This window comes from Sphingopyxis sp., from assembly GCF_035998965.1.
Lineage (GTDB): Bacteria > Pseudomonadota > Alphaproteobacteria > Sphingomonadales > Sphingomonadaceae > Sphingopyxis.
Genome location: NZ_DASYHE010000050.1, coordinates 1 through 19,202, shown reverse-complemented (window position 1 = coordinate 19,202; position 19,202 = coordinate 1). Strand labels below are relative to the sequence as shown.

At 62.6% G+C, this 19,202-nt stretch carries 15 protein-coding genes; 8 read left to right on the top strand and 7 right to left on the bottom strand.

The window, feature by feature from the left end; all coding sequences use genetic code 11:
• The first annotated feature begins 30 nt into the window (after positions 1–30).
• A complete protein-coding gene (locus tag VGN68_RS08330) occupies positions 31–3,060 on the top strand; it encodes a TonB-dependent receptor plug domain-containing protein (protein WP_327475679.1) in 3,030 nt (1,009 codons plus the stop codon).
• Between the two features lie 52 nt (positions 3,061–3,112).
• Here VGN68_RS08330 and kynU read toward each other — a convergent pair whose 3' ends face one another.
• Positions 3,113–4,384: a kynureninase gene (gene kynU, locus VGN68_RS08325; protein WP_327475678.1), complete on the bottom strand. Its 1,272-nt coding sequence runs from the start codon at positions 4,382–4,384 to the stop codon at positions 3,113–3,115.
• 157 nt (positions 4,385–4,541) lie between these two features.
• Between kynU and VGN68_RS08320 the strand changes: the two genes are divergently transcribed.
• Together VGN68_RS08320 and VGN68_RS08315 are read left to right on the top strand one after the other, a co-directional pair.
• Complete coding sequence (locus VGN68_RS08320; RefSeq protein WP_327475677.1) at positions 4,542–5,705, top strand: acyl-CoA dehydrogenase family protein; 1,164 nt, start codon at positions 4,542–4,544, stop codon at positions 5,703–5,705.
• Between the two features lie 8 nt (positions 5,706–5,713).
• Positions 5,714–6,559, top strand: a complete 846-nt coding sequence (locus tag VGN68_RS08315) for an FAS1-like dehydratase domain-containing protein (protein WP_327475675.1) — start codon at positions 5,714–5,716, stop codon at positions 6,557–6,559.
• 4 nt (positions 6,560–6,563) lie between these two features.
• Here VGN68_RS08315 and VGN68_RS08310 read toward each other — a convergent pair whose 3' ends face one another.
• From VGN68_RS08310 to VGN68_RS08295, 4 genes are all read right to left on the bottom strand, one after another.
• On the bottom strand, positions 6,564–7,517 hold the full coding sequence (locus VGN68_RS08310) for a hypothetical protein (RefSeq protein WP_327475673.1): 954 nt from the start codon (positions 7,515–7,517) through the stop codon (positions 6,564–6,566).
• Positions 7,514–8,578, bottom strand: coding sequence for a dipeptidase (locus VGN68_RS08305; RefSeq protein ID WP_327475671.1), 1,065 nt, complete (start codon positions 8,576–8,578; stop codon positions 7,514–7,516). Before VGN68_RS08305 ends, VGN68_RS08310 begins: the two co-directional genes overlap by 4 nt.
• 101 nt (positions 8,579–8,679) lie before the next feature.
• Positions 8,680–9,303 (bottom strand): helix-turn-helix domain-containing protein, encoded by a 624-nt coding sequence (locus VGN68_RS08300; protein WP_088442311.1) that lies wholly within the window; start codon positions 9,301–9,303, stop codon positions 8,680–8,682.
• Positions 9,304–9,496: 193 nt separating this feature from the next.
• Positions 9,497–11,938 carry a TonB-dependent receptor gene (locus VGN68_RS08295; RefSeq protein WP_327475668.1) on the bottom strand — a complete coding sequence of 814 codons (2,442 nt, stop codon included), beginning with the start codon at positions 11,936–11,938 and terminating at the stop codon, positions 9,497–9,499.
• A gap of 179 nt (positions 11,939–12,117) precedes the next feature.
• Between VGN68_RS08295 and VGN68_RS08290 the strand changes: the two genes are divergently transcribed.
• The 4 genes from VGN68_RS08290 to VGN68_RS08275 all read left to right on the top strand — a co-directional run bounded on the left by VGN68_RS08290 (position 12,118) and on the right by VGN68_RS08275 (position 17,091).
• Positions 12,118–13,470 carry an amidohydrolase family protein gene (locus tag VGN68_RS08290; RefSeq protein WP_327475666.1) on the top strand — a complete coding sequence of 451 codons (1,353 nt, stop codon included), beginning with the start codon at positions 12,118–12,120 and terminating at the stop codon, positions 13,468–13,470.
• Between the two features lie 48 nt (positions 13,471–13,518).
• A complete protein-coding gene (locus VGN68_RS08285) occupies positions 13,519–15,093 on the top strand; it encodes an aldehyde dehydrogenase family protein (protein WP_327475664.1) in 1,575 nt (524 codons plus the stop codon).
• A gap of 37 nt (positions 15,094–15,130) precedes the next feature.
• Positions 15,131–16,123 carry a tetratricopeptide repeat protein gene (locus VGN68_RS08280; RefSeq protein ID WP_327475662.1) on the top strand — a complete coding sequence of 331 codons (993 nt, stop codon included), beginning with the start codon at positions 15,131–15,133 and terminating at the stop codon, positions 16,121–16,123.
• Positions 16,124–16,311: 188 nt separating this feature from the next.
• Positions 16,312–17,091, top strand: coding sequence for a hypothetical protein (locus VGN68_RS08275; protein ID WP_327475660.1), 780 nt, complete (start codon positions 16,312–16,314; stop codon positions 17,089–17,091).
• Between the two features lie 507 nt (positions 17,092–17,598).
• On the opposite strand, the gene VGN68_RS08270 is transcribed toward VGN68_RS08275, so the two are convergent.
• The gene (locus tag VGN68_RS08270) at positions 17,599–18,294 is read right to left on the bottom strand and encodes a DUF2971 domain-containing protein (RefSeq protein WP_327475658.1); all 696 of its coding nucleotides are present in this window, start codon (positions 18,292–18,294) and stop codon (positions 17,599–17,601) included.
• A complete protein-coding gene (locus VGN68_RS08265) occupies positions 18,240–18,746 on the bottom strand; it encodes a hypothetical protein (RefSeq protein ID WP_327475656.1) in 507 nt (168 codons plus the stop codon). The genes VGN68_RS08270 and VGN68_RS08265 overlap by 55 nt, the downstream gene beginning before the upstream one ends.
• A 73-nt stretch (positions 18,747–18,819) precedes the next feature.
• On the opposite strand from VGN68_RS08265, the gene VGN68_RS08260 reads away from it, so the two are divergent.
• Positions 18,820–19,035 carry a helix-turn-helix transcriptional regulator gene (locus VGN68_RS08260; RefSeq protein WP_327475654.1) on the top strand — a complete coding sequence of 72 codons (216 nt, stop codon included), beginning with the start codon at positions 18,820–18,822 and terminating at the stop codon, positions 19,033–19,035.
• Positions 19,036–19,202 lie beyond the last annotated feature (167 nt).

The window sequence follows — 19,202 nt, the reverse complement described above, 5'->3', positions numbered from 1 at the left end:
CGCCCTTGGGCAATAAAGGGGACGTTTAATATGCGCTATCTTGAACGAAATCGTCGGTCGCTGGGCCGCAACAGCAGCTTCGGTGCGGCCATGACGGCGGTGGCGCTCGTTCACAGCGCCCCGGCGCTGGCGCAGGAGGATTCCACCGTCGCTCAAGCAACCGAAGCGGCCCCCGGCGATCAGATCATCGTCACCGGTTCACGCGTTGCTCGCGACGGGTTTCAGGCGCCCACCCCGCTGACGGTGCTGACCGAAACCGAGATCGAAAGCAGTTCGCCGTCGAACAATATCGCCGATTTCGTCAACACGCTGCCATCGCTGGCGGGTTCGACCCGTCCGTCCAACTCGCGTCTCAACATTTCCAGCGGTCAGGCCGGCATCAACGCGCTCAACCTTCGCAACCTGGGCGCGGAACGCACGCTGATCCTGGTCAATGGCAAACGTTCGGTGGGTTCGACGATCACCGGGCTGGTCGATATCAACACGATCCCGCAGGCGCTGATCTCCAGCGTCGAGGTTGTTACCGGCGGCGCCTCGGCGGCTTATGGCTCTGACGCGGTTGCGGGCGTCGTGAACTTTGTTCTCAACAATAAGTATGAAGGGCTGAAGGTCGAAGCCGACAGCGGCATTACCCAATATGGCGACGGCTTCAACTATTCGGCCAGCGTTGCCGCCGGGATGGCCTTTGCAGGCGGGCGCGGCCATGTGCTGCTGAGCGGCGAGATCGCCCATCGCGATGGCATTTTCGATGTGAACCGCGACTGGAACGCCACCGGTTTTGTCCGCATTCAGGACCCGGCCTATACCGCAACCAGCGGCGGCCCGCAGTTCCTGATCCGTCGTCAGGTCGGCGCGGCGAACTCGGCTCCGGGCAGTCTGATCACCAATTCGGTGGGTGGCCAAGCCAACCGGCTGCGCGGAATATATTTCGGCAACGGCGGTGTACCGCTCACCTATACTTATGGGGCACTCACCTTCCCGTCGCCAACCGGCGCAGCGGCGCCGTCGCTTACACAGGGTGGATCTTGGCAGGTCAATGATTCGGGTCGCCGCATCGGCCTGGATCCAGAGGATGACCGCTACGGGCTTTTCGGCCGGGTCAGCTATGAGGTGACCGACGGCATCGAACTGTTTGCGGAAGCAGCGTACAATCAGCAAAAGATCCGGTTCAACGCTGGCCCGAACCTGCAAACCGGCATTGTGCTCAATGCGACGGGTTGTACGCAGACGCCGGTGCCGGTCACCTGTAACGCATTCCTGCTCAATGCGCTGGGCGCTGAACGGTTGCAGGGCATTACCAGTGTCACCATCGCGACCACCTCGGCCGACCTGCCCGGCCGCGGGATCGATAACAAGCGTAAGGTCCAGCGTTACCTGATCGGTGCGCAGGGCGAGTTCGAAGCGTTCGGCAACACCGCACGCTGGGATATTTTTGGCCAATATGGCCGCGCCGAACTGCGCGAGCAGCTGCGCGATATTCAGAATATCGCCCGCATCAACGCCGCGCGTGACGCGGCCTTTGCACCCGCCGGCAGCGGCTTTCCCACCGGCTCTATCCAGTGTCTGATCAATGTCGATACCAACCCGAACAACAATGACGCTGCATGCGTTCCGCTGAACCGTCTCGGCTTGGGCGTCGCCGACCCGGCGGCGATCGATTATGTGCTGGGCGATCCGTATCGCGACCAGGTGATCGAACAGACGGTGGTCGGCGCCAACTTCTCGGCCACGCCGTTCGCGACCTGGGCGGGCGATGTCAGCGTCGCGATCGGCGCCGAATATCGCAAAGAAGAGGTCAAGGGGTTCGTTCCCGACGAATTCCAGCCGGTGCCCATCCTCGATGCGAACGGCAATGTTACCGGCGCCACCAATCGCTGGTCGGTGGGCAATTACCTGCCCAGCTTTGGATCCTATAACGTCAAGGAAGCTTATTTCGAAACCGTCGTTCCGCTCGGTTTCGGGCTGGAATTCAACGGCGCGGTGCGGGCGACCGATTATTCGACCGCAGGCTATGTCACCACTTGGAAAGCGGGCGCAACTTGGCAGCCGATCGACGATATCCGTCTGCGAGTGACTCGCTCGCGCGACATCCGCGCGCCCAACCTGAACGATCTGTTCCAGGCGGGAACGGCCAACAGCGATTCCGTCACCAATCCCGGCTTTGCGGCCGGAACCAGTCCGTCGTTCGTTCCGCCGGGCCTGACTGTACAATCAGGATATAGCTATTCCGGTTTTGCCACCGGCAACACAGCCCTGGGGCCGGAAAAGTCAAATCAATGGAACATCGGTGGGGTGTTCACGCCGACTTTCCTGCCCGGCTTCAACCTTGCGGTCGATTACTTCAACATCAAGGTGAACAACGGGATCAGCGCATTCTCGGCGCAGCAGATCGTCAATTTGTGCTTCTTGGGCGAACAAGCGTTCTGCGACGCGATCACCACCGACCCCGCCCGCACACAGGATCCGGCGCGGCCGTATCTGATTATCGAGACGCAACCGTTTAATGCGGCGAGCCAGAAAGTGCGCGGCATCGACATTGATGCCTCTTACCGTTTTCCGGTTGGCAACGCGGGCAACTTCACGCTGCGCGGTATCGCCACCCACTATCTGGAAAACCGCTTCGACAGCGGCGTACCCGGTACCGTGGTGGTCGATTCGACCGGGGTCAACGGCGGCCAATCCAGCACCCCGAGTTGGATTTACCGCGTGACGGCATCCTATGATTCCGACGATTTCGGCATCACGGCGACGGGCCGCGGCGTCAGCGCGGGCAAATATGTCGCCAATGGCATCGAATGCACGACCAATTGCCCGACCTCGACGGTCAACGCGCCGACCTATGACAGCAACCGCATCAAGGGTGCGTTTTATGTCGATCTGAACGTGACGCAAAAATTCTCCGCTGGCGGCGATGCGCGGGGCGAGTTCTTCATCAACGTGACGAACCTGCTCAACGCCGACCCGATCCTGCTGCCCGAAACCGGTCTGGCGGCCAACAGCACCTATTCGGACCTGCTAGGCCGCGCCTTCCGCGTGGGTGTGCGGTTCAAACTGAAGTAATCCAAAGCGGGTGGGGGAAAAGGGAGGGCCAAAACGGCTCTCCCTTTTTTTGTCAGGTGACCGCGTCGCGCACCTGATGTTCGGGAAATTTCCACAAACCGCCGTCCATGATCGTGACCAATTGATCGACCGCGTCCCAGACATCGGCATAGCCAACATACAGCGGCGCAAAGCCGAAGCGCACCGTGTCGGGCGCGCGGAAATCGCCGATTACCCCGGCGGCGATCAGGGCGCGCATGATCGGATAGCCCTCGTCATGCGCGAATGACACCTGACTGCCGCGTGCCGCCGCCGCGCGCGGCGACGCGAGCGTAAAGCCATGGGCGGCGCAACGCTGTTCAACCAACTGGATAAACAGGTCGGTCAGCGCCATCGATTTGGCCCGGATCGTCGCCATGTCGGCCTGCAAATGAATGTCGAGCCCGGTTTCGACGAGCGCCATGGACAGGATCGGCTGGGTGCCAACCAGAAACTGGCGCAGCCCCGGTTGCGGCCGATAATTCGGTTCAAAGGCAAAAGGTGCGGCATGGCCCCACCACCCCGTGACCGGCTGCAAAGCGTTGCCGTGATGCCGGGTTGCGGCAAACAGAAAGGCGGGCGAGCCTGGGCCGCCGTTCAGATATTTATAGGTGCAACCGACAGCAAAATCGGCGCCCGCGCCGTTCAGATCGACCGGCATCGCCCCGGCGCTGTGACACAAATCCCAAATCGCCAGCGCACCCGCGGCGTGGGCGCGCGCAGTGATCGCCGCCATGTCGTGGACATGCCCGGTCTTGTAGTGGACATGGGTGATCGCGACGGCGACGGTGTTCTCGTCGATCGCGCCCGCAATCTCGTCTTTCTCACACAGACGCACCGTCACCCGCCCGCCGGTCGCCGCGGCGACGCCCTCGGCAATATAATTGTTGGTCGGGAAGTTGCTGCCTTCGAGGATCAGCACGCTGCGATCCGGCCGCATCGCGACCGCCGCCGACAAAACCTTGAACAGATTCTGGCTTGTCGAATCGCAGACAATGACCTCGCCCGCGTTAGCGCCAATCAGCGGCGCCAGCTTGTCACCCAGCCGTTCGGGCAAATCAAACCAGCCCGCGCTGTTCCAGCTTTTGATCAGATCGCGGCCCCATTCGTGGTTCACCACGGCCTGCGCCCGCGCGCTCGCCGCCTTGGGCATCGCGCCCAGCGAATTGCCGTCGAGATAGATGATCCCGTCGGGCAGCACGAACTGGCCCCGCATCGGCGCCAGCGCATCGACGCGGTCCATCGCCTCGCACCAGGCGCGGTCGGGTGTTGCGGGAATCTTTATCGAGGCGGCATCAAGCGTCATGGAAACATATCACCTTTGTTCGGGCTCTTGCACCGGCGGGGTTGCCATAACCCTATTGCCTGCCCGGTTGGAAGTCGCGACGCACTACCGATTCATCTTGGCTCACCGCGGCTTGCCGTCCTAAGGCTCATCGGACGATCAGGGAGACCCCGAGCCAATGTCCGATACCCCGCCGCAAAGCTATCCCGAAATCCGCGAGTCGGTGCGCCGTCTATGCGCAGGATTTCCGGGCGAATATTGGCAACGGCTCGACCGCGACCGCATCTATCCGACCGAATTTGTCCGCACCCTGACCGAAGCCGGGTTCCTGTCGGTGCTGATCCCCGAGGAGTTCGGCGGGTCAGGGCTGGGGCTGGGCGCGGCGACCGCGGTGCTCGAGGAAATCCACCGGTCGGGCTGCAACGGCGGCGCTTGCCATGCGCAGATGTACACGATGGGGACGCTGCTGAAACACGGATCGGCGGCGCAGAAGGCGGCCTATCTGCCTGCGATCGCCAGCGGAGATTTGCGCTTGCAGGCGTTCGGGGTGACCGAGCCGACCGCGGGCACCGACACCACGCGCATCCGCACCTTCGCCAAGCGGGTTGGCGATGATTATGTTGTCAATGGTCAGAAAATCTGGATCAGCCGCGCCGAACATTCGGACCTGATGATCCTGCTGTGCCGCACCACCCCACGCGAGGCTTGCGCGAAATCATCCGACGGAATGAGCGTGCTGCTGGTCGACATGCGCGAGGCGGTCGGTAACGGCCTGACCGTCCGCCCCGTCCGCACCATGCTCAACCATGCGACGACCGAGCTGTTCTTTGACGACCTCAAAGTCCCTGCCGCCAATCTGATCGGCGAGGAGGGCAAGGGCTTTCGCTATATCCTGTCGGGGATGAATGCCGAGCGCATCCTGATCGCGGCCGAATGTATCGGCGACGGACGCTTCTTCATCGACCGCGCCACCGCCTATGCCAAGGAGCGCGAGGTGTTCGGGCGGGCGATCGGCGAAAATCAGGGCGTCCAGTTCCCGATCGCGCGCGCCTATGTCCAGCTCGCCGCCGCGGCCGAAATGGTCGACAAGGCGGCGCGCCTGTTCGATGCCGGACAGGACGGCGGAACCGAGGCGAATATGGCCAAGATGCTGGCGTCGGAAGCGAGCTGGTACGCCGCCGATATGTGCGTGCAGACCCACGGCGGATTCGGTTTTGCCGAGGAATATGACATTGAGCGCAAATTCCGCGAGACGCGGCTGTATCAAGTCGCGCCGATCAGCACCAATTTGATCCTGAGCCATGTCGCGACCCACGCGCTTGGCCTGCCGAAGAGTTTTTGAGAGCCGCGATGGAGGATTATTCGGATTGGGTCGGGCGGAGCGAGACGCGGCACGATGTTGCGACCGCAGCACCGCTCGTTGGCCTCGCCGCGCTGCTCGATCACGACCCGGCGCCGACCACGAGCGTCCCGCCCCTCGGCCATTGGCTCTATTTCCTGCCCGACGCGCGCCAGTCGGCGATTGGCGACGATGGCCACCCGCGCCGGGACGATAGCGGCTTGCTTCCCCCCGTTCCCCTCCCCCGCCGCATGTGGGCGGGCGGACGGGTCGAGTTTCTCGCACCGATCGCAGTCGGCGCCGCGCTGACCCGCGTGACAACGATCGCCGCGATCCGCGCCAAGCGCGGCGCCAGCGGCGACCTGCTGTTCGTGACGTTGCAGCACGACATTGCCGCCGACGGCGTTCCGGCGATCCGCGAGGAACAGGATCTGGTCTATCGCGCTGCGGCCACGGCTTCTGCTGTCCCGCCAGCCCCGTCGCCAGTCGACCCCGAACCCGCCACTGCGATCCGCCGCGTCACTGCCGACCCCGTCCTGCTGTTCCGCTATTCGGCGCTCACCTTCAACGCTCACCGCATCCACTACGACCGCGACTACGCCCGCGATGTCGAGGGCTATTCAGGGCTTGTGGTCCACGGCCCATTGATCGCGACGATGCTGATCGATCATGCCCGGCGCGAAATGCCCGATCTGACTCCACGCCATTTCAACTTTCGCGCCGAAGCGCCGCTGATCGATGGCGCGCCGTTCGACCTCTGTCTAGCCCGCGATGGTAGCGGTGCGCGCCTATGGGCGCGCGATGCCAGCGGACGCCCTACAATGCGCGCCCAGGTCCAGGGCAGACCAGCGGAATAGCGAGTTATCTTATCCCGCGGGATCGGCGATCCGGCGCCGCCAGCTCGGCTTCCGACGGCCAGTGACCCTGCGCATTTTCGGCAATGATCTCGGCGAGCAGCGCCTTCGCGCCCGCCTCGTCACCCGCAAAACGCCGCTCCATCGCGATCGCGAACTTGATTGTGCTGTCCTTGGTCGCGCCAACGTCTTCGGGCTTCAACCGCCCCTGCATGATCTGGACTGCCTGATAATAGATGTCGTTTTCGATCAGTTTCAGCCCCGGCTCGATCGCGTCGATCGCAGCGCGCGCCTTGGCATGTTCGCCCATCTTGCGATAGGCGATGTAGGTCCAATAGGCGGTGGGCACGCGCATATCGTCGCGTGCAAAATCAGCCGCCAGCGCCAGCGACTTCGCCATCCCGTCGACAACGGTCTGGTAGTCGCCGGTCGCAAAGCTGGTCTGCGCATGATAATAGACGATGTTACCGCGATAGGTGCTGATCGTCAGCCCGATCGGATTGGGCAGCCCGTCGGGTTCGAAGCTGTCGGGGGTGTCGCCCATCAGCTCGAGCGCCTTGCGGTAATCGGCCAGCGCCGCATCGAACTGCCGCGCGCGGGTCAGGTCGCGGGCGCGAAAGCGGTAGAGTTTGTAGCTGTCCGGAAAGACCTTCAGCCCGTCGGTGAACGCGTCGACCGCATCGCAGATCCGCCCGGCATAGTCGAGGCGGCGGCCCAGCCAGATGTGCGAATCCTCACGGTCGGGGGCGATGCGCAGCGCGGCGCGCGCGATCTCGATATCCTGATCGAGCCGCCTTTGTGTCGCCTCCGAAAATTTCGGCAGCGTCAGCGGGGTGCCGACCAGGCTGGTCGTGCATTGCCCGGCATTGGCAGTGGCGGGCTGCGCCGCTACCGGCGCCGGACCCGCCGCGAGCAAGAGCGCCAGCGCAATCCCTGCGCCGCCCATCAACCGCACGCTCATCCGACCACATCCTGAAAGATGCGGCGGACGTTGATCCCCATGATCTTTTCGACGTCGATCGATGCATAACCCAGCTTGCGCACCCCGTCCCAGACCACTTCCATCCGGCGCGGGCCATTGAGTTCGTCAATGAACAGCGGCCAGTCGTCGGCGTTGAAATTGGCGCCCTCTTCGCGTTTCAGCTCGGCGATATACGCGTCAGTCATTTCGACGACGCGGTGGTCGCGGTCGCTGCCGATCGCGACATGGTCGGCGCCTGCGACCTTGACCGCATGGTCGATATGGCGGAAATAATCGGCGAGCGCGCCCTGGCGCTTCGTCGTCAGGAACGGCCGCATCTGACAGATCCCGACCACCCCGCCCTTCTGTGCGAGCAGGCGCAGATTGTCGTCGGTGGTGTTGCGGACATTCTTGTGCAACGCCATGCACGCGGTGTGCGAGATGATCACCGGATCGGCCGACGCGTTGATCGTGTCGGTCATCGTCTGCATATTGGCGTGCGACAGGTCGATCAGCATCCCGACCTTGTTCATCCGCGCCACGACTTCGCGGCCGAAATGGGTCAAGCCGTTCGCGCCCAATTCCTTGCACCCGGCGCCTGCCCAATTCTGGTCGTTATAGGTGATCTGCGACGATCGGACGCCCAGCTTGTAGAACAAGTCGATATTGTCGAGGTCGCGCCCGAACTGGGTCGTGTTCTGGAACAGATAATAGATTGCGATCTGGCCGTTCCGACGCGCGACATCGATGTCGCTGGTGCGCGTGGCTTTCAGGAACAGCGCGGGGTTGGCGGCGATATGCGCGTCATGGTCGAGCACTGCCTGAATCGCCTCCTCATAGGCGTGCGCTTCGTAGGTCTTGGGATCGCACAAAGTCACCGTGATCGCGTCGAGCCCGCTGTCGCGCATCTGGCCAACCAGCGCCGCATCATATTCGAAGCGAACCTCGCCCATCGCGTCGAAAGTCAGCGGGCGCGCGGTCTGCTTCGCCGCCAAAGCGGGTGCCATTGCCACAGCGGCTGACAGCGCCGCCCCCGAAAGCACAAATTGCCGTCTATCCATCGCATCGACTCCCAATATTTTCTATTGGAAATTTATAGCCGATACGAAAATTATTGCAAGCGATGCTAAAAAGGTGATGCCGCCGCGCAAATCCGGTGCGATCAGCCGGTGTTGACCCACAGCACGACGGCGTCCTGCTCGCTCGTCGAATAGGCGGCGTGCTGCATGCTGCTGTCGATATAGACGCTGTCGCCGACCCCCAGGATCGCGGGCTCATAATGCTCGGTCTGGAAACAGATCTCGCCCTCGAGCACATAGAGAAACTCCTCGCCGCTATGCTGCGACCAGGTCTTGAAATCCTCCAGGCTGCGCGCCTTGATCGTGGTGACGAACGGCAGGATTTTCTTGTGCTTCAGCTCGACCGCGATCAGGCGGTGGTTATAGACCGGCGTCTCCATCGGCCGCCCCGCCCCCGCCAGCGTGATGCTGCGTCGTCCGGCGGCGTCCTGTCCGGTATTGCTGGCGAACAACTCGGTAATGTCGATGTCGAACCCGAGCGCCAGCTTCTGCACGACGTCAAAGGTCGGCGACATCTGGTCATTTTCGATTTTAGACAGCGTCGATGCGGCCAGCGAGGTCAGCCGCCCCGCATCCTCCAGCGTCATCCCGCGCTCGCGGCGCAGCTGGTGCAGGCGCCGCCCCAGATGAAACCCTTCGGTTCGGGGCCGCTTCGATTGACGAACGGCGCCCAGAATTTCCGGCTCATCTGCTGTTCTGGGGGGCATATATCGGCGGTCCTTACCTTGGCCAAACAGTGCAAGATCGACGGGCTCGGGATTGGCTTTGGATGGCCCGCCCCCTGCCCGTATCACAATCCTATAATGCACAAATTTCCGATAGGCTACGGCGCTGACATTTCGCCCATGTCAGCGCCACATATGCCACCGGAAAGAGTCTGCGTCTCGCGGAGTGTGCGAATCAGAACCTATATTTGGCGTTCAGATAATAGAAACCGCCGGCAACCCCGAACACGCTGTGGTTGTCGTAGATCAGGCCTGCGCGCGCGCGAGCAGGGCCGCGGCCCGGCGGGAAGATGTTGAAGATGTTGCGTGCGCCGACGCTCAGCTCGACATCCTGGATACCCGTGTAGGAGATTTCGGCGTCGAACAAGGTGACGGCCTTGCGCGGCAGGAAGGTCGCTCCATCCAGACGGCGCCACGCACCATAATGGATCGCGCGGCCCATCAGCGCAAAATCGCCGACCTTGGTCGTCGCCGAGAAATTGCCGCGCCAGCGCGGCGTGCCCCGTTCGAATTCGGTGACGATCGCCGGGCTGAAACCCGGTGGCGGCGCCCCGCGCAGATGCTGTTCATTATAGTTCAGCGCCAGGCTGAAGTCAGTCGAGGCATTGTCCGACCAGCCATGGCGATAGGTGCTGACCAGATCGAAACCGCGAACGCGGGTGTTCATTTCATTCTGGAAATAGCGGACCTGCTGAATGTCCCCGCCATTGGGGAAGTTAATCGCGGCCAGCGCGGCACGCTCGGCGGCGGTCGTGTTGCGCGACGGGGTCAGCAACAGGCGGTCATCGACGTCGATCTGATAGAAATCGAGCGTGGTCAGGAAGCCGTCGAGACCGGTGAACACGACACCCGCCGACATGTTGAACGACGTTTCCGGCGTCAACGCGTCCGAACCGAAGACCTGCGCCGCGGGCGAACCCGGAACCAGCACGGCGTCGAGGATGAAACCGCCGATGCCGTCGAGCTGCGAGGTCAGGCTGGTGCCGAACACCTGCCCAGCCGCCGGGGCACGGAAACCGGTGCTGACCGAACCGCGCAGGGCAAAGGCATCGCTCAGCTCGAACCGGGTGGCTGCCTTATAGCTGAAGTTGGTGCCGAACTGGTCGTAATCTTCGTAACGACCGGCGACCGACAGGTTCCACCAGGGGGTGATGTCGGCGTCGACTTCGGCGAACACCGCATAGCTGTTCGAATCGAAGCTACCGGCAAATTCGGGCGAGAAGCCCTGGAAGCCGTTCGAACCGGCGGGCAGATCGCGCAGCGGCCCGGTCAGATAGCTCGCGAGATCGCCTTCGCCGATGACATAGGTTTCCTTGCGGTGGCTGGCGCCAGCGAAGAGCAAGATATTGTCATTGAGCTCATAGGAAATTTCGCCGTCGAACTGGATTTCGCGCTGGGTCAGCGACCCCGGCTTGAACGACGTCGGCGAATTGACCCCCATCGACGCGTTGATCGTCCCGCTGATGGTATAGTCGACGGTGTTGGTGCCATAGCGCGCCGACAGATCCCAGGTCAGCGGGCCGTCTTGATCGCGCAGACCGACCAACGCGCTGAAATCCTCCAGATGCCCGCCAAATTCCGGCGTGAAGCCACCCGGATAGATGCTGGCCAGGTTGAACTGCTGCGGATGCGCCGGGCTGAGGTCGAAGGCCGAATTGGCATAGGTACCATGACCGCTTAGCCCGCCCGCCGCGAACGGCTGACGCAGGCCAAAGGTGACCGAGCTTTTGCCGGTCATATAGTTGCCGAACGTATAGAGCTCCAGCGCGTCGCTGAGCTCAATGCCCGCGTTCCACACCGACTTGAACGCCATGTAGCGCGGATCGAGATTGCCTTCGGGATGTTCCGGAACCCCCGGTACGCCCGCGGCGCGCAGCGCAACGGCGCCCGCATGGGTGGCTTTGCGCGCATAGGCCTTGGCCTGATCGGTATATTGGGCCGCCAGGTTGAAATAGGCACTGTCGCCAACCGGCACCGCGATGTGACCCTGAATGTCATAGGTGCGGCCGCCGCTGCTGAAATACTCACCGACCTGCCCGATGATCGAGCCGCCGCTTTTCTGCTTTTTCAGCTCCATATTAATCACGCCAGCGATGGCGTCCGAACCATATTGGGCCGACGCGCCGTCGCGCAGCACTTCGACGCTCGACAGCGCGATCGGCGGAATCACGTTGAAATCCTGCCCCTGCGAGCCCGAGGTCGACGCGTGGCCGGTGCCGATCTGGACGATCGAGGCGCGGTGACGGCGCTTGCCGTTCATCAACAGCAGGACATGGTCGGCCGGCGAGCCGCGCAGCGTGATCGGCCGCACGAACGACGACCCGTCATTGCCCTGCAGACGCTGCGCGTTGAACGCTGGGACCAGCGTGCGCAGCGCGTCATTCACGTCGGTATAGCCGGTGGTGGTGATGCTTTCGGGCGAAATGACGTCGATGGCGACCGAGCTGTCGGTGATCGACCGATCCTTGCGGCGCGTCCCGATGACGACGATATCGCTGCCGCCTTCGTCGGTATCGGCACCTTCGGCTTCGGGCGGCGGCGTCTGCGCCTGGGCAACCGGTGCCATCGCGAATGCGAGCGCCGACGACAACAGCAGACGTGAAACGAACTTCGACATTATTTCCCTCCTTGGTAACCCATTATCGACCCTGAAAACCGCAAATTTCCGGGCTTCGTCTTATTCTTGAAATTTTTCCTATCATAAATTTTATTGCCTAGCCAGCAAAATATTCCTATGTGGTGGCTCAAGGGCTGGCGCCGATCCGCGCTGGCCTGATCGACGGGGAGCCTTAAGACGTGATCGACATCGCCAACCCGTCCGCACGCGACCAGCCGACGCGCCCCTTTGGAGCCTTGCCGATTTCGACGATTGCCCTGCTGCTATCGAGTGCCACTACCGCCGCGGAGCCAGCCGCTGTCGGGCAAGACCTTGTTATCCATGCCGGCGCCGTAATCGCGGTTCCCGGCGAGCGTGCGCTCGGCCCGACGACGATCGTTGTGCGCAAGGACAAAATTGCCCAGCTTCTGCCGGGCTATGTCAATGTCGGCGAGGCGACGGTGATCGACCTCAAGGACCGGACGGTACTGCCCGGATTGATCGACACCCACGTCCATTTCAGCTTTTCGCCCGCGACGCGCAACTGGTCGGCGGCGATCGATACGCCCGAAGACGTCGCGCTGTTTTCCTTTTCCAATGCGAAAAAGACGTTGGAAGCGGGTTTCACGACGGTTCGCGATGTCGGGTCGGACGGCTATGCGATCCACGCGCTGCGCGATGCGATCAACGACGGGACGGTCACCGGGCCGCGCATCTTCCTGTCGGGCACCTCGCTTTCGATCGTCGGCGGCCATGGCGACATGTCGGGGCTCAACCGCAAGACGACCGAGGCGCTGTTTCCCTATGACTATACCGGCGCCTGCACCGGCGCAGTCGAATGCGCGCTGCGCGTGCGTGAGGCGACGAAATATGGCGCCGACCTTATCAAGATTACCTCGACCGGCGGCATCATGTCGCAACAGGCGCGCGGGCTGGGCCAGCATCTCAGCGACGAGGAACTGACCTCGATCGTCACCACCGCGCACAGCCTGGGGCTGAAGGTCGCCGCCCACGCGCACGGCGCGCAGGGCATCACCGCGTCGGTGCGCGCCGGGGTCGATTCGATCGAGCATGGCACGTATCTCGACGCCGACACGGCGAAGATGATGGCGGCGCGCGGCACCTGGCTGGTGCCGACGCTCGGTCTGCTCGATTCGCACGACAGTGCCGACACCGCGCGCATCACCCCCGCGGTGCAGGCGAAGATGGCCGAGGCGTGCAAAGTGTCGGGCGACAACATCCGCCTTGCAGTGCGCTACCGGGTCAACATCGCCTTTGGCACCGACGCCGGGGTGTCGCCGCACGGCGAAAACGCGCGGCAGTTTCGCAAGATGGTCGAACAGGGGCCGATGACGCCGATGGCAGCGCTGCGCTCGGCCACCGTCGATGCCGCAATGCTGCTCGGCCAGTCCGAGAATATCGGCACGATCGCGCCGGGCAAATATGCCGACATGATCGCGGTCGCGGGCGATCCCTATCGCGACGTCACCGTGCTGGAAAAGGTCGCTCTCGTCATCAAGGACGGCCAGATCGTCGCGCGGGATGACGACTGACCGATGCAATACCCACAAACGACCGAATCCATGGCAGAAAAGAAACTTATGAACGCTCCTGAAAATATTGCGAAAATTCCGTCGACCCTGCACGCGAACTCCCCGCTGGCGGCGCAGGCCGCCGACACCTTTGATCAGCTCGGCCTGTCGATCGACGATCGCCGCGGGTCGGACCTGCCGGTCTTTTCGCCGATCGACGGGTCCGAGCTCGCCGTGCTGCGCACCGACACCCCCGCCGAAGTGGACGCGATGGTCGCCAACGCCCGCGCCGCCTTTGCCGCGTGGAGCCAGGTTCCTGCCCCGCATCGCGGCGAGTTGATCCGCCGCTATGGCGCGCTGGTGCGCGAGCATAAGGAGCCGCTGTCGCTGCTGCTGTCGATCGAGAACGGCAAGATCCTGACCGAAGCGCGCGGCGAAGTGCAGGAAGTCATCGACATCTGCGAATATGCCGTCGGCCTGTCGCGCCAGCTGTTCGGCCTGACCATCGCGTCCGAACGCCCCGAGCATCGCCTGACCGAATATTGGCACCCGATGGGCGTGCTCGGGCTGATTTCCGCGTTCAACTTCCCCGCCGCGGTGTGGGCATGGGGGACGACCGTCGCGCTGGTGTGCGGCGACAGCGCAATCTGGAAACCGTCCGAGAAAACCCCGCTCACCGCGCTCGCCTTTGCCGGATTGCTGGCAAAGGCCGCCGACGAATATGATCTGGCACCCGCCCATTTGATCCAGGTCGTGGTTGGAGACGCGCGCTGCGGCACCGCGATCGCCGACCACCCCGACGTTGCGATCGTCAGCGCGACGGGCAGCGTGCGGATGGGGCAGGATGTCGCAGTGCGTGTCGCCGGGCGCTTCGGCCGCTCGGTCCTCGAACTCGGAGGCAACAACGCCGCGATCATCGCGCCCAGCGCCGACCTTGACCTCGCGCTGCGCGGCGCCGTGTTCGCGGCGACCGGCACCTGCGGCCAGCGCTGCACCACCTTGCGCCGCCTGATCGTCCACAACAGCATCCGCGAGGCGTTCGTTCAGCGGCTGATCGCAACGTTCGCGACGCTGCGCATCGGATCGCCGCTCGACGACGCCACGCATGTCGGACCGCTCATCGACCGGATGGCCTTCGACGGCATGCAGCGCGCGCTCGAGCAGGCGCGCGCCGAGGGCGGCACCGTGCATGGCGGCGAGCGGCTCGACGCCGCAGGCGCCGCCGATGCCTATTATGTCCGCCCGGCGATCATCGAAATGCCGGGCCAGAGCGCGATCGTGCGCGAGGAAACCTTCGCCCCGATCCTCTATGTCATGGGCTATGACACGCTCGACGAAGCGATCGCGCTGCAAAACGGCGTGTCGCAAGGCCTCTCGTCGAGCATCTTCACGAGCGACGTCCGTGAAGCCGAGCGCTTCCAGTCGGCACAGGGCAGCGACTGTGGCATCGTCAACGTCAACATCGGCACCAGCGGCGCCGAAATCGGCGGCGCCTTCGGCGGTGAAAAGGTCACCGGCGGCGGGCGTGTGTCGGGCTCCGACAGCTGGAAAAATTACATGCGCCGCGCCACCGCGACGGTGAATTATTCGGCGTCGCTGCCGCTGGCGCAGGGCGTGAAGTTCGACCTCGACATCGATCCGTAAAACTACGCACAAGAATCGACATTCAAGGAGAGTGAATATGATCCCCCGCACCCTGAAACTGCTCGCGTCGGCCAGCCTGCTGATGCTTGCGACGCCGACGCTGGCCACCGCACAGGAGGGCAGCTTCCAGGGCACCTCGCTGCTCGGCCAGCCGATGGTGACCACCCCCGCCCGCAATGTCGGGGTGGCCGACGTTGCGCTGCTCGAGCGCGCGGCGCGCGACGCCAAGGCGGCCTATGAAAGCAACATGACCGTCGACACCGCGACCTGGTACGGTCGCATCCTCTTCTATCAGGGCTATTCCCGCGAATCGGCGGCGGTTTACGAAGCTGCGCTCAAGCGCTTCCCCAATTCGGGCAAGCTGATGCGCCACCTCGCGCACCGCCATTTCTCGCTCCGCCAGTTCGACAAATCGATCGAGGTGGGGCTGAAGGCCGCCAAGCTTTACGAGGGCAAGCCGCTCGAACGTGAAAAGCCCGGACCCGACTATTTCCCCGGCTCGCCCGACGTGGTGCAATATTATCTCTATTATCACCTCGGCCAGGCCTATTTCGCCAAGCATGATTATGACAATGCCGCCAAATGGTTCGCCAGGTCGGCCGAATCCGCCGCGTTCAACCATGATGTCGAAGCGCGCACCGCGAACAGCTATTGGGAATATCTGTCGCTCGCACGCGGCGGCAATCTGCGCGCCGCGCAGAAGGTGCTGGACGATTACGACCTGACGCTGTTCGAGGTCCAGCCCGACGGCAGCCCGGACACCTATTTCGACGGCCTCCAGCTGTTCAAGGGCAACCGGTCGCCCAAATCCTTCTTCAGCGCCGAAGACACCGGCCGCGCCTTTGCGACCGCCGACGGCGTCGCCGCATCGACCGCCTACAGTCTCGCCAATTATTACATCCTGATGGGCGAGGCCGAGAAGGCGAAACCTTGGCTCCAGCGGTCGATCAACGTCGACAGCTGGAGCTACTTTGCCCGGGTTCAGGCCGAGGCCGACTGGTTGCTGCTGTTCCCCGGTCAGCAACCCTGACGCGCCAAGCCCCCAAGAGCGGCCGTTCGCGCGCGTAGTCCCGGCGCGCGCGAACGGCCGCCAACCCGGCTTGCCGTCGCGGCAAAATCGATCAACGATCGACGCACCCTTGTCAAAGGTTCCGCGCGTCCCTATTCCGCGCGGATCAAGCCCCGGGCCTCTCGACCAGCCGACGCCGCCACCAAAGATTGCTTCAGCTGAGCCCTGTTCCCGCCACGCCCTACGTCGAACAACTCAGCATCGGGGCCGGGCGTCGCACACTTGCGATTGTCCTGGCGCTACTGATCACCGCGGTCCTGCTTCTTTTGCTGCTCTCCTTTGGCTTGGCGGGGCAGCCTGACAGCCGGGCGGAACCGGTCAGCGTGGTGCGCCTCAATGCCACGGCGATTGCGGAAGCAGCGCCCGAACCGAGCCGCGCCGAGCCCGAACAGAGGGCGGCGCAACCGACGTCGCCGCAGCCCGCTCCCGATGAAGCCCCGCCACCGGTACCCGACCAGCCACTGCCTCCGCCAGCCGCTGCGCCCAAGGTTGCGCCCCCTTTGCCAATGCCAAGCGACCAGCCGCCGACACCCCGCAACGCTACGCGGCCGCCTGGCGGCGCGGTTTATGGACCACCCAATACCGCGAGTTCGTCCTCATCGCGCGACACCGAACGGGTGGGAACGGCGCCCAACGGCGAGCCGCTTTATGCGGCGGCCTGGTATCGCGAGCCGCGAGACGATGAATTGCGCGGCTATTTGTCCACCGCGAGCGGCCCGGGCTGGGGCCTGATTGCATGCCGCACGGCGCCTGATTACCGGGTCGAGGATTGCGTTGCGCTCGACGAATATCCGAATGGATCGCAGATCAATCGCGCGGTCCTGGCCGCGGCATGGCAGTTCCGGGTGCGGCCTCCCCGGCTGGGCGGGCGGCTGATGGTGGGCAGTTGGGTCCGGATCAGGATCGATTACGGTGTCGGTCGGCGTTAACGTGTCACGCGAAACACCGGACACAGACGTGCGCAGCGTAGCATGGCCACAAAGCGCCCTGCATTTTGGGCCGATTTTATGGCAGCAAAGCCACGGAGATCGGTACGGCCAGCGGAAATCCGCGGAATTGCACGACGCGCCGCGAACGGGTAACCAGGCAGAAAATCCAGCGAAATCATGGACATGATGGTGCGCCACGCAGTCTGGAGCGAACCAGTCTCTGCGCACAATTCCCGTTTCGACGGGAATTTGTCGGGAAATATGTTCTTTTTAACAGGATTTGCGCCACTCTGTTGTCACGATCTTGGCAGTTTTCCGCCAGACCGGCGCATAAGATCCCGTTTGATGCACACGGGAACGCTGCGTCGCGCAATCGGGAAATCAAAACAACGGAATGCGAACAGCGTTGGTCAGCTGCGGGAAAGTGCAGTCAAATCGTCGGCGCCTGAGTCCTGCGAAAGCCAATCGCCCGCCGCCACTGGCGACACCGACCGATCGCTTCCTGAGCTAAGACTGATCGCCGATCTCAGCCACAGGGCCGAGATCCTCAAGCTGTTCGATATCGTCGTCATCCCAGACGACATCCTTGAACATGAGGAATCCCGGTTCACGGACGGCCAACGCCTCTATCTCGCGACGATCGACCTGATATCGGCGAAGTCCGAAACCATCATCCTTTGGCAGCACTTGCCAGATTTTGATTTCCGGATTGTCGCTCAGCAACTTCACGATACTTTTGATAACGGTGGAATCGCAGCGCAGCCCGAACAAGATCGCGGTGGTACGGAACGGAACCTCGGCGACGCCGCTTTTCTCTCGAACGTCCCGCCACTCCTTTTCGTAACGCCACTCACCGGATTTCGTGTAAAAATACGTGTTAAACACACGTTCCTTTGCAGCTGGGTTATCCCGCACCTTCCACCGATAAAGATCGCTCGTTTTGATCGCGCGAGGACCTTTGTAGTCCACTTTCTTAAGCCGAGGGTGTTCTTGGTCGCGAGTATCATACTCTATGCAGATGCCCCGATGCTCGTCGGCGTAATGCGACCACATCAACCCGCTCTTCCAAGTTGCGGACAGTGAAAGGACCCCTTCGTGGCCGAGCTCATTGTCAACCTCGCTTTTGAGGTCCCTCGCCAGCATCCGCATCAAATAGTTTTCGACCTCAGGGTCCGTTTTATAGTCCCCATATTCCGATGACATATAGCGCAAATATTCCAGAGTGGGCGCGGTGGCTCGATGTCCCGCGCAATATGGAGCGAGAAGCGGTTCGTCACCGCGTGCTCCACGGCGGCCGTGGCGGCGCCAAATCCTGGACGATCGCGTATAAGATTGTTGAGAGGGCACGGCAGTAGGCGCCCGCCGTCAAATCGTGGACCGATCTCGAACGGCAAGTCGGCGATCGAGATTTTGTCAGTGTCGTAGTCGATATCGATACGGCGGTCGGGGTTCGATTTTCGCTCCTTTAGCACCTTCGCACGTTTGACCCCGCCTATCTGCTGCACGACTGTCAACGCCTCCTCGGGCGTCATCCCGACCACAAGCCCTTGCCATAGAGCAGTAGAACCTGCTGGCTCAGCTGCGGCGACGCTTGGGAAACTGATAAAAAATCCCGCGCCGACCATGACCATATAGTTTCGAATAACAGCCCGCATTCCGATCTCCATCAACTCGATTACATACTATAGTTGATAAACTCGGTGTGCAGGCAACGCCAATGCTTTGTGCATGGACATGCGCAAACTCGTTGGATGGAATGTGGAGCGCTTGCGCCGCGCTCAGGGCATGACCCAGGAGCAGCTCGCCGAGCGCTCGGGATTCAGTCAGCAGTATATCAGTGGTCTGGAAAATGGCCGGCGGAATCCAACGGTGGTTACGCTCTATGAAATCGCTGACGCACTGGGATCGACGCCCGTCGAACTTTTAGCCGCCGGCGCCCAATGACGGAATTAATGACCGATCGTGGCCGTTGCACGAACCGCTCCGCGGATTGGTGCTAGCCTCGATGTAAAGCGGCCCAGCGAGCGCCGCACCTGATTGAACGTGGGCTGCTGCAGGCAGACCCTTTCGGCTCCTTTACCTGAGGAGTCGAACGATGAACGAGCTTATCC

What these genes read in the sequence shown, in the direction of transcription:
- VGN68_RS08330 (WP_327475679.1), top strand. Translation starts at nt 31, where the DNA reads ATGCGCTATCTTGAACGAAATCGTCGGTCGCTGGGCCGCAACAGCAGC.
- kynU (WP_327475678.1), bottom strand. Translation starts at nt 4,384, where the DNA reads ATGACGCTTGATGCCGCCTCGATAAAGATTCCCGCAACACCCGACCGC.
- VGN68_RS08320 (WP_327475677.1), top strand. Translation starts at nt 4,542, where the DNA reads ATGTCCGATACCCCGCCGCAAAGCTATCCCGAAATCCGCGAGTCGGTG.
- VGN68_RS08315 (WP_327475675.1), top strand. Translation starts at nt 5,714, where the DNA reads ATGGAGGATTATTCGGATTGGGTCGGGCGGAGCGAGACGCGGCACGAT.
- VGN68_RS08310 (WP_327475673.1), bottom strand. Translation starts at nt 7,517, where the DNA reads ATGAGCGTGCGGTTGATGGGCGGCGCAGGGATTGCGCTGGCGCTCTTG.
- VGN68_RS08305 (WP_327475671.1), bottom strand. Translation starts at nt 8,578, where the DNA reads ATGGATAGACGGCAATTTGTGCTTTCGGGGGCGGCGCTGTCAGCCGCT.
- VGN68_RS08300 (WP_088442311.1), bottom strand. Translation starts at nt 9,303, where the DNA reads ATGCCCCCCAGAACAGCAGATGAGCCGGAAATTCTGGGCGCCGTTCGT.
- VGN68_RS08295 (WP_327475668.1), bottom strand. Translation starts at nt 11,938, where the DNA reads ATGTCGAAGTTCGTTTCACGTCTGCTGTTGTCGTCGGCGCTCGCATTC.
- VGN68_RS08285 (WP_327475664.1), top strand. Translation starts at nt 13,519, where the DNA reads ATGAACGCTCCTGAAAATATTGCGAAAATTCCGTCGACCCTGCACGCG.
- VGN68_RS08280 (WP_327475662.1), top strand. Translation starts at nt 15,131, where the DNA reads ATGATCCCCCGCACCCTGAAACTGCTCGCGTCGGCCAGCCTGCTGATG.
- VGN68_RS08270 (WP_327475658.1), bottom strand. Translation starts at nt 18,294, where the DNA reads ATGTCATCGGAATATGGGGACTATAAAACGGACCCTGAGGTCGAAAAC.
- VGN68_RS08265 (WP_327475656.1), bottom strand. Translation starts at nt 18,746, where the DNA reads ATGCGGGCTGTTATTCGAAACTATATGGTCATGGTCGGCGCGGGATTT.
- VGN68_RS08260 (WP_327475654.1), top strand. Translation starts at nt 18,820, where the DNA reads ATGGACATGCGCAAACTCGTTGGATGGAATGTGGAGCGCTTGCGCCGC.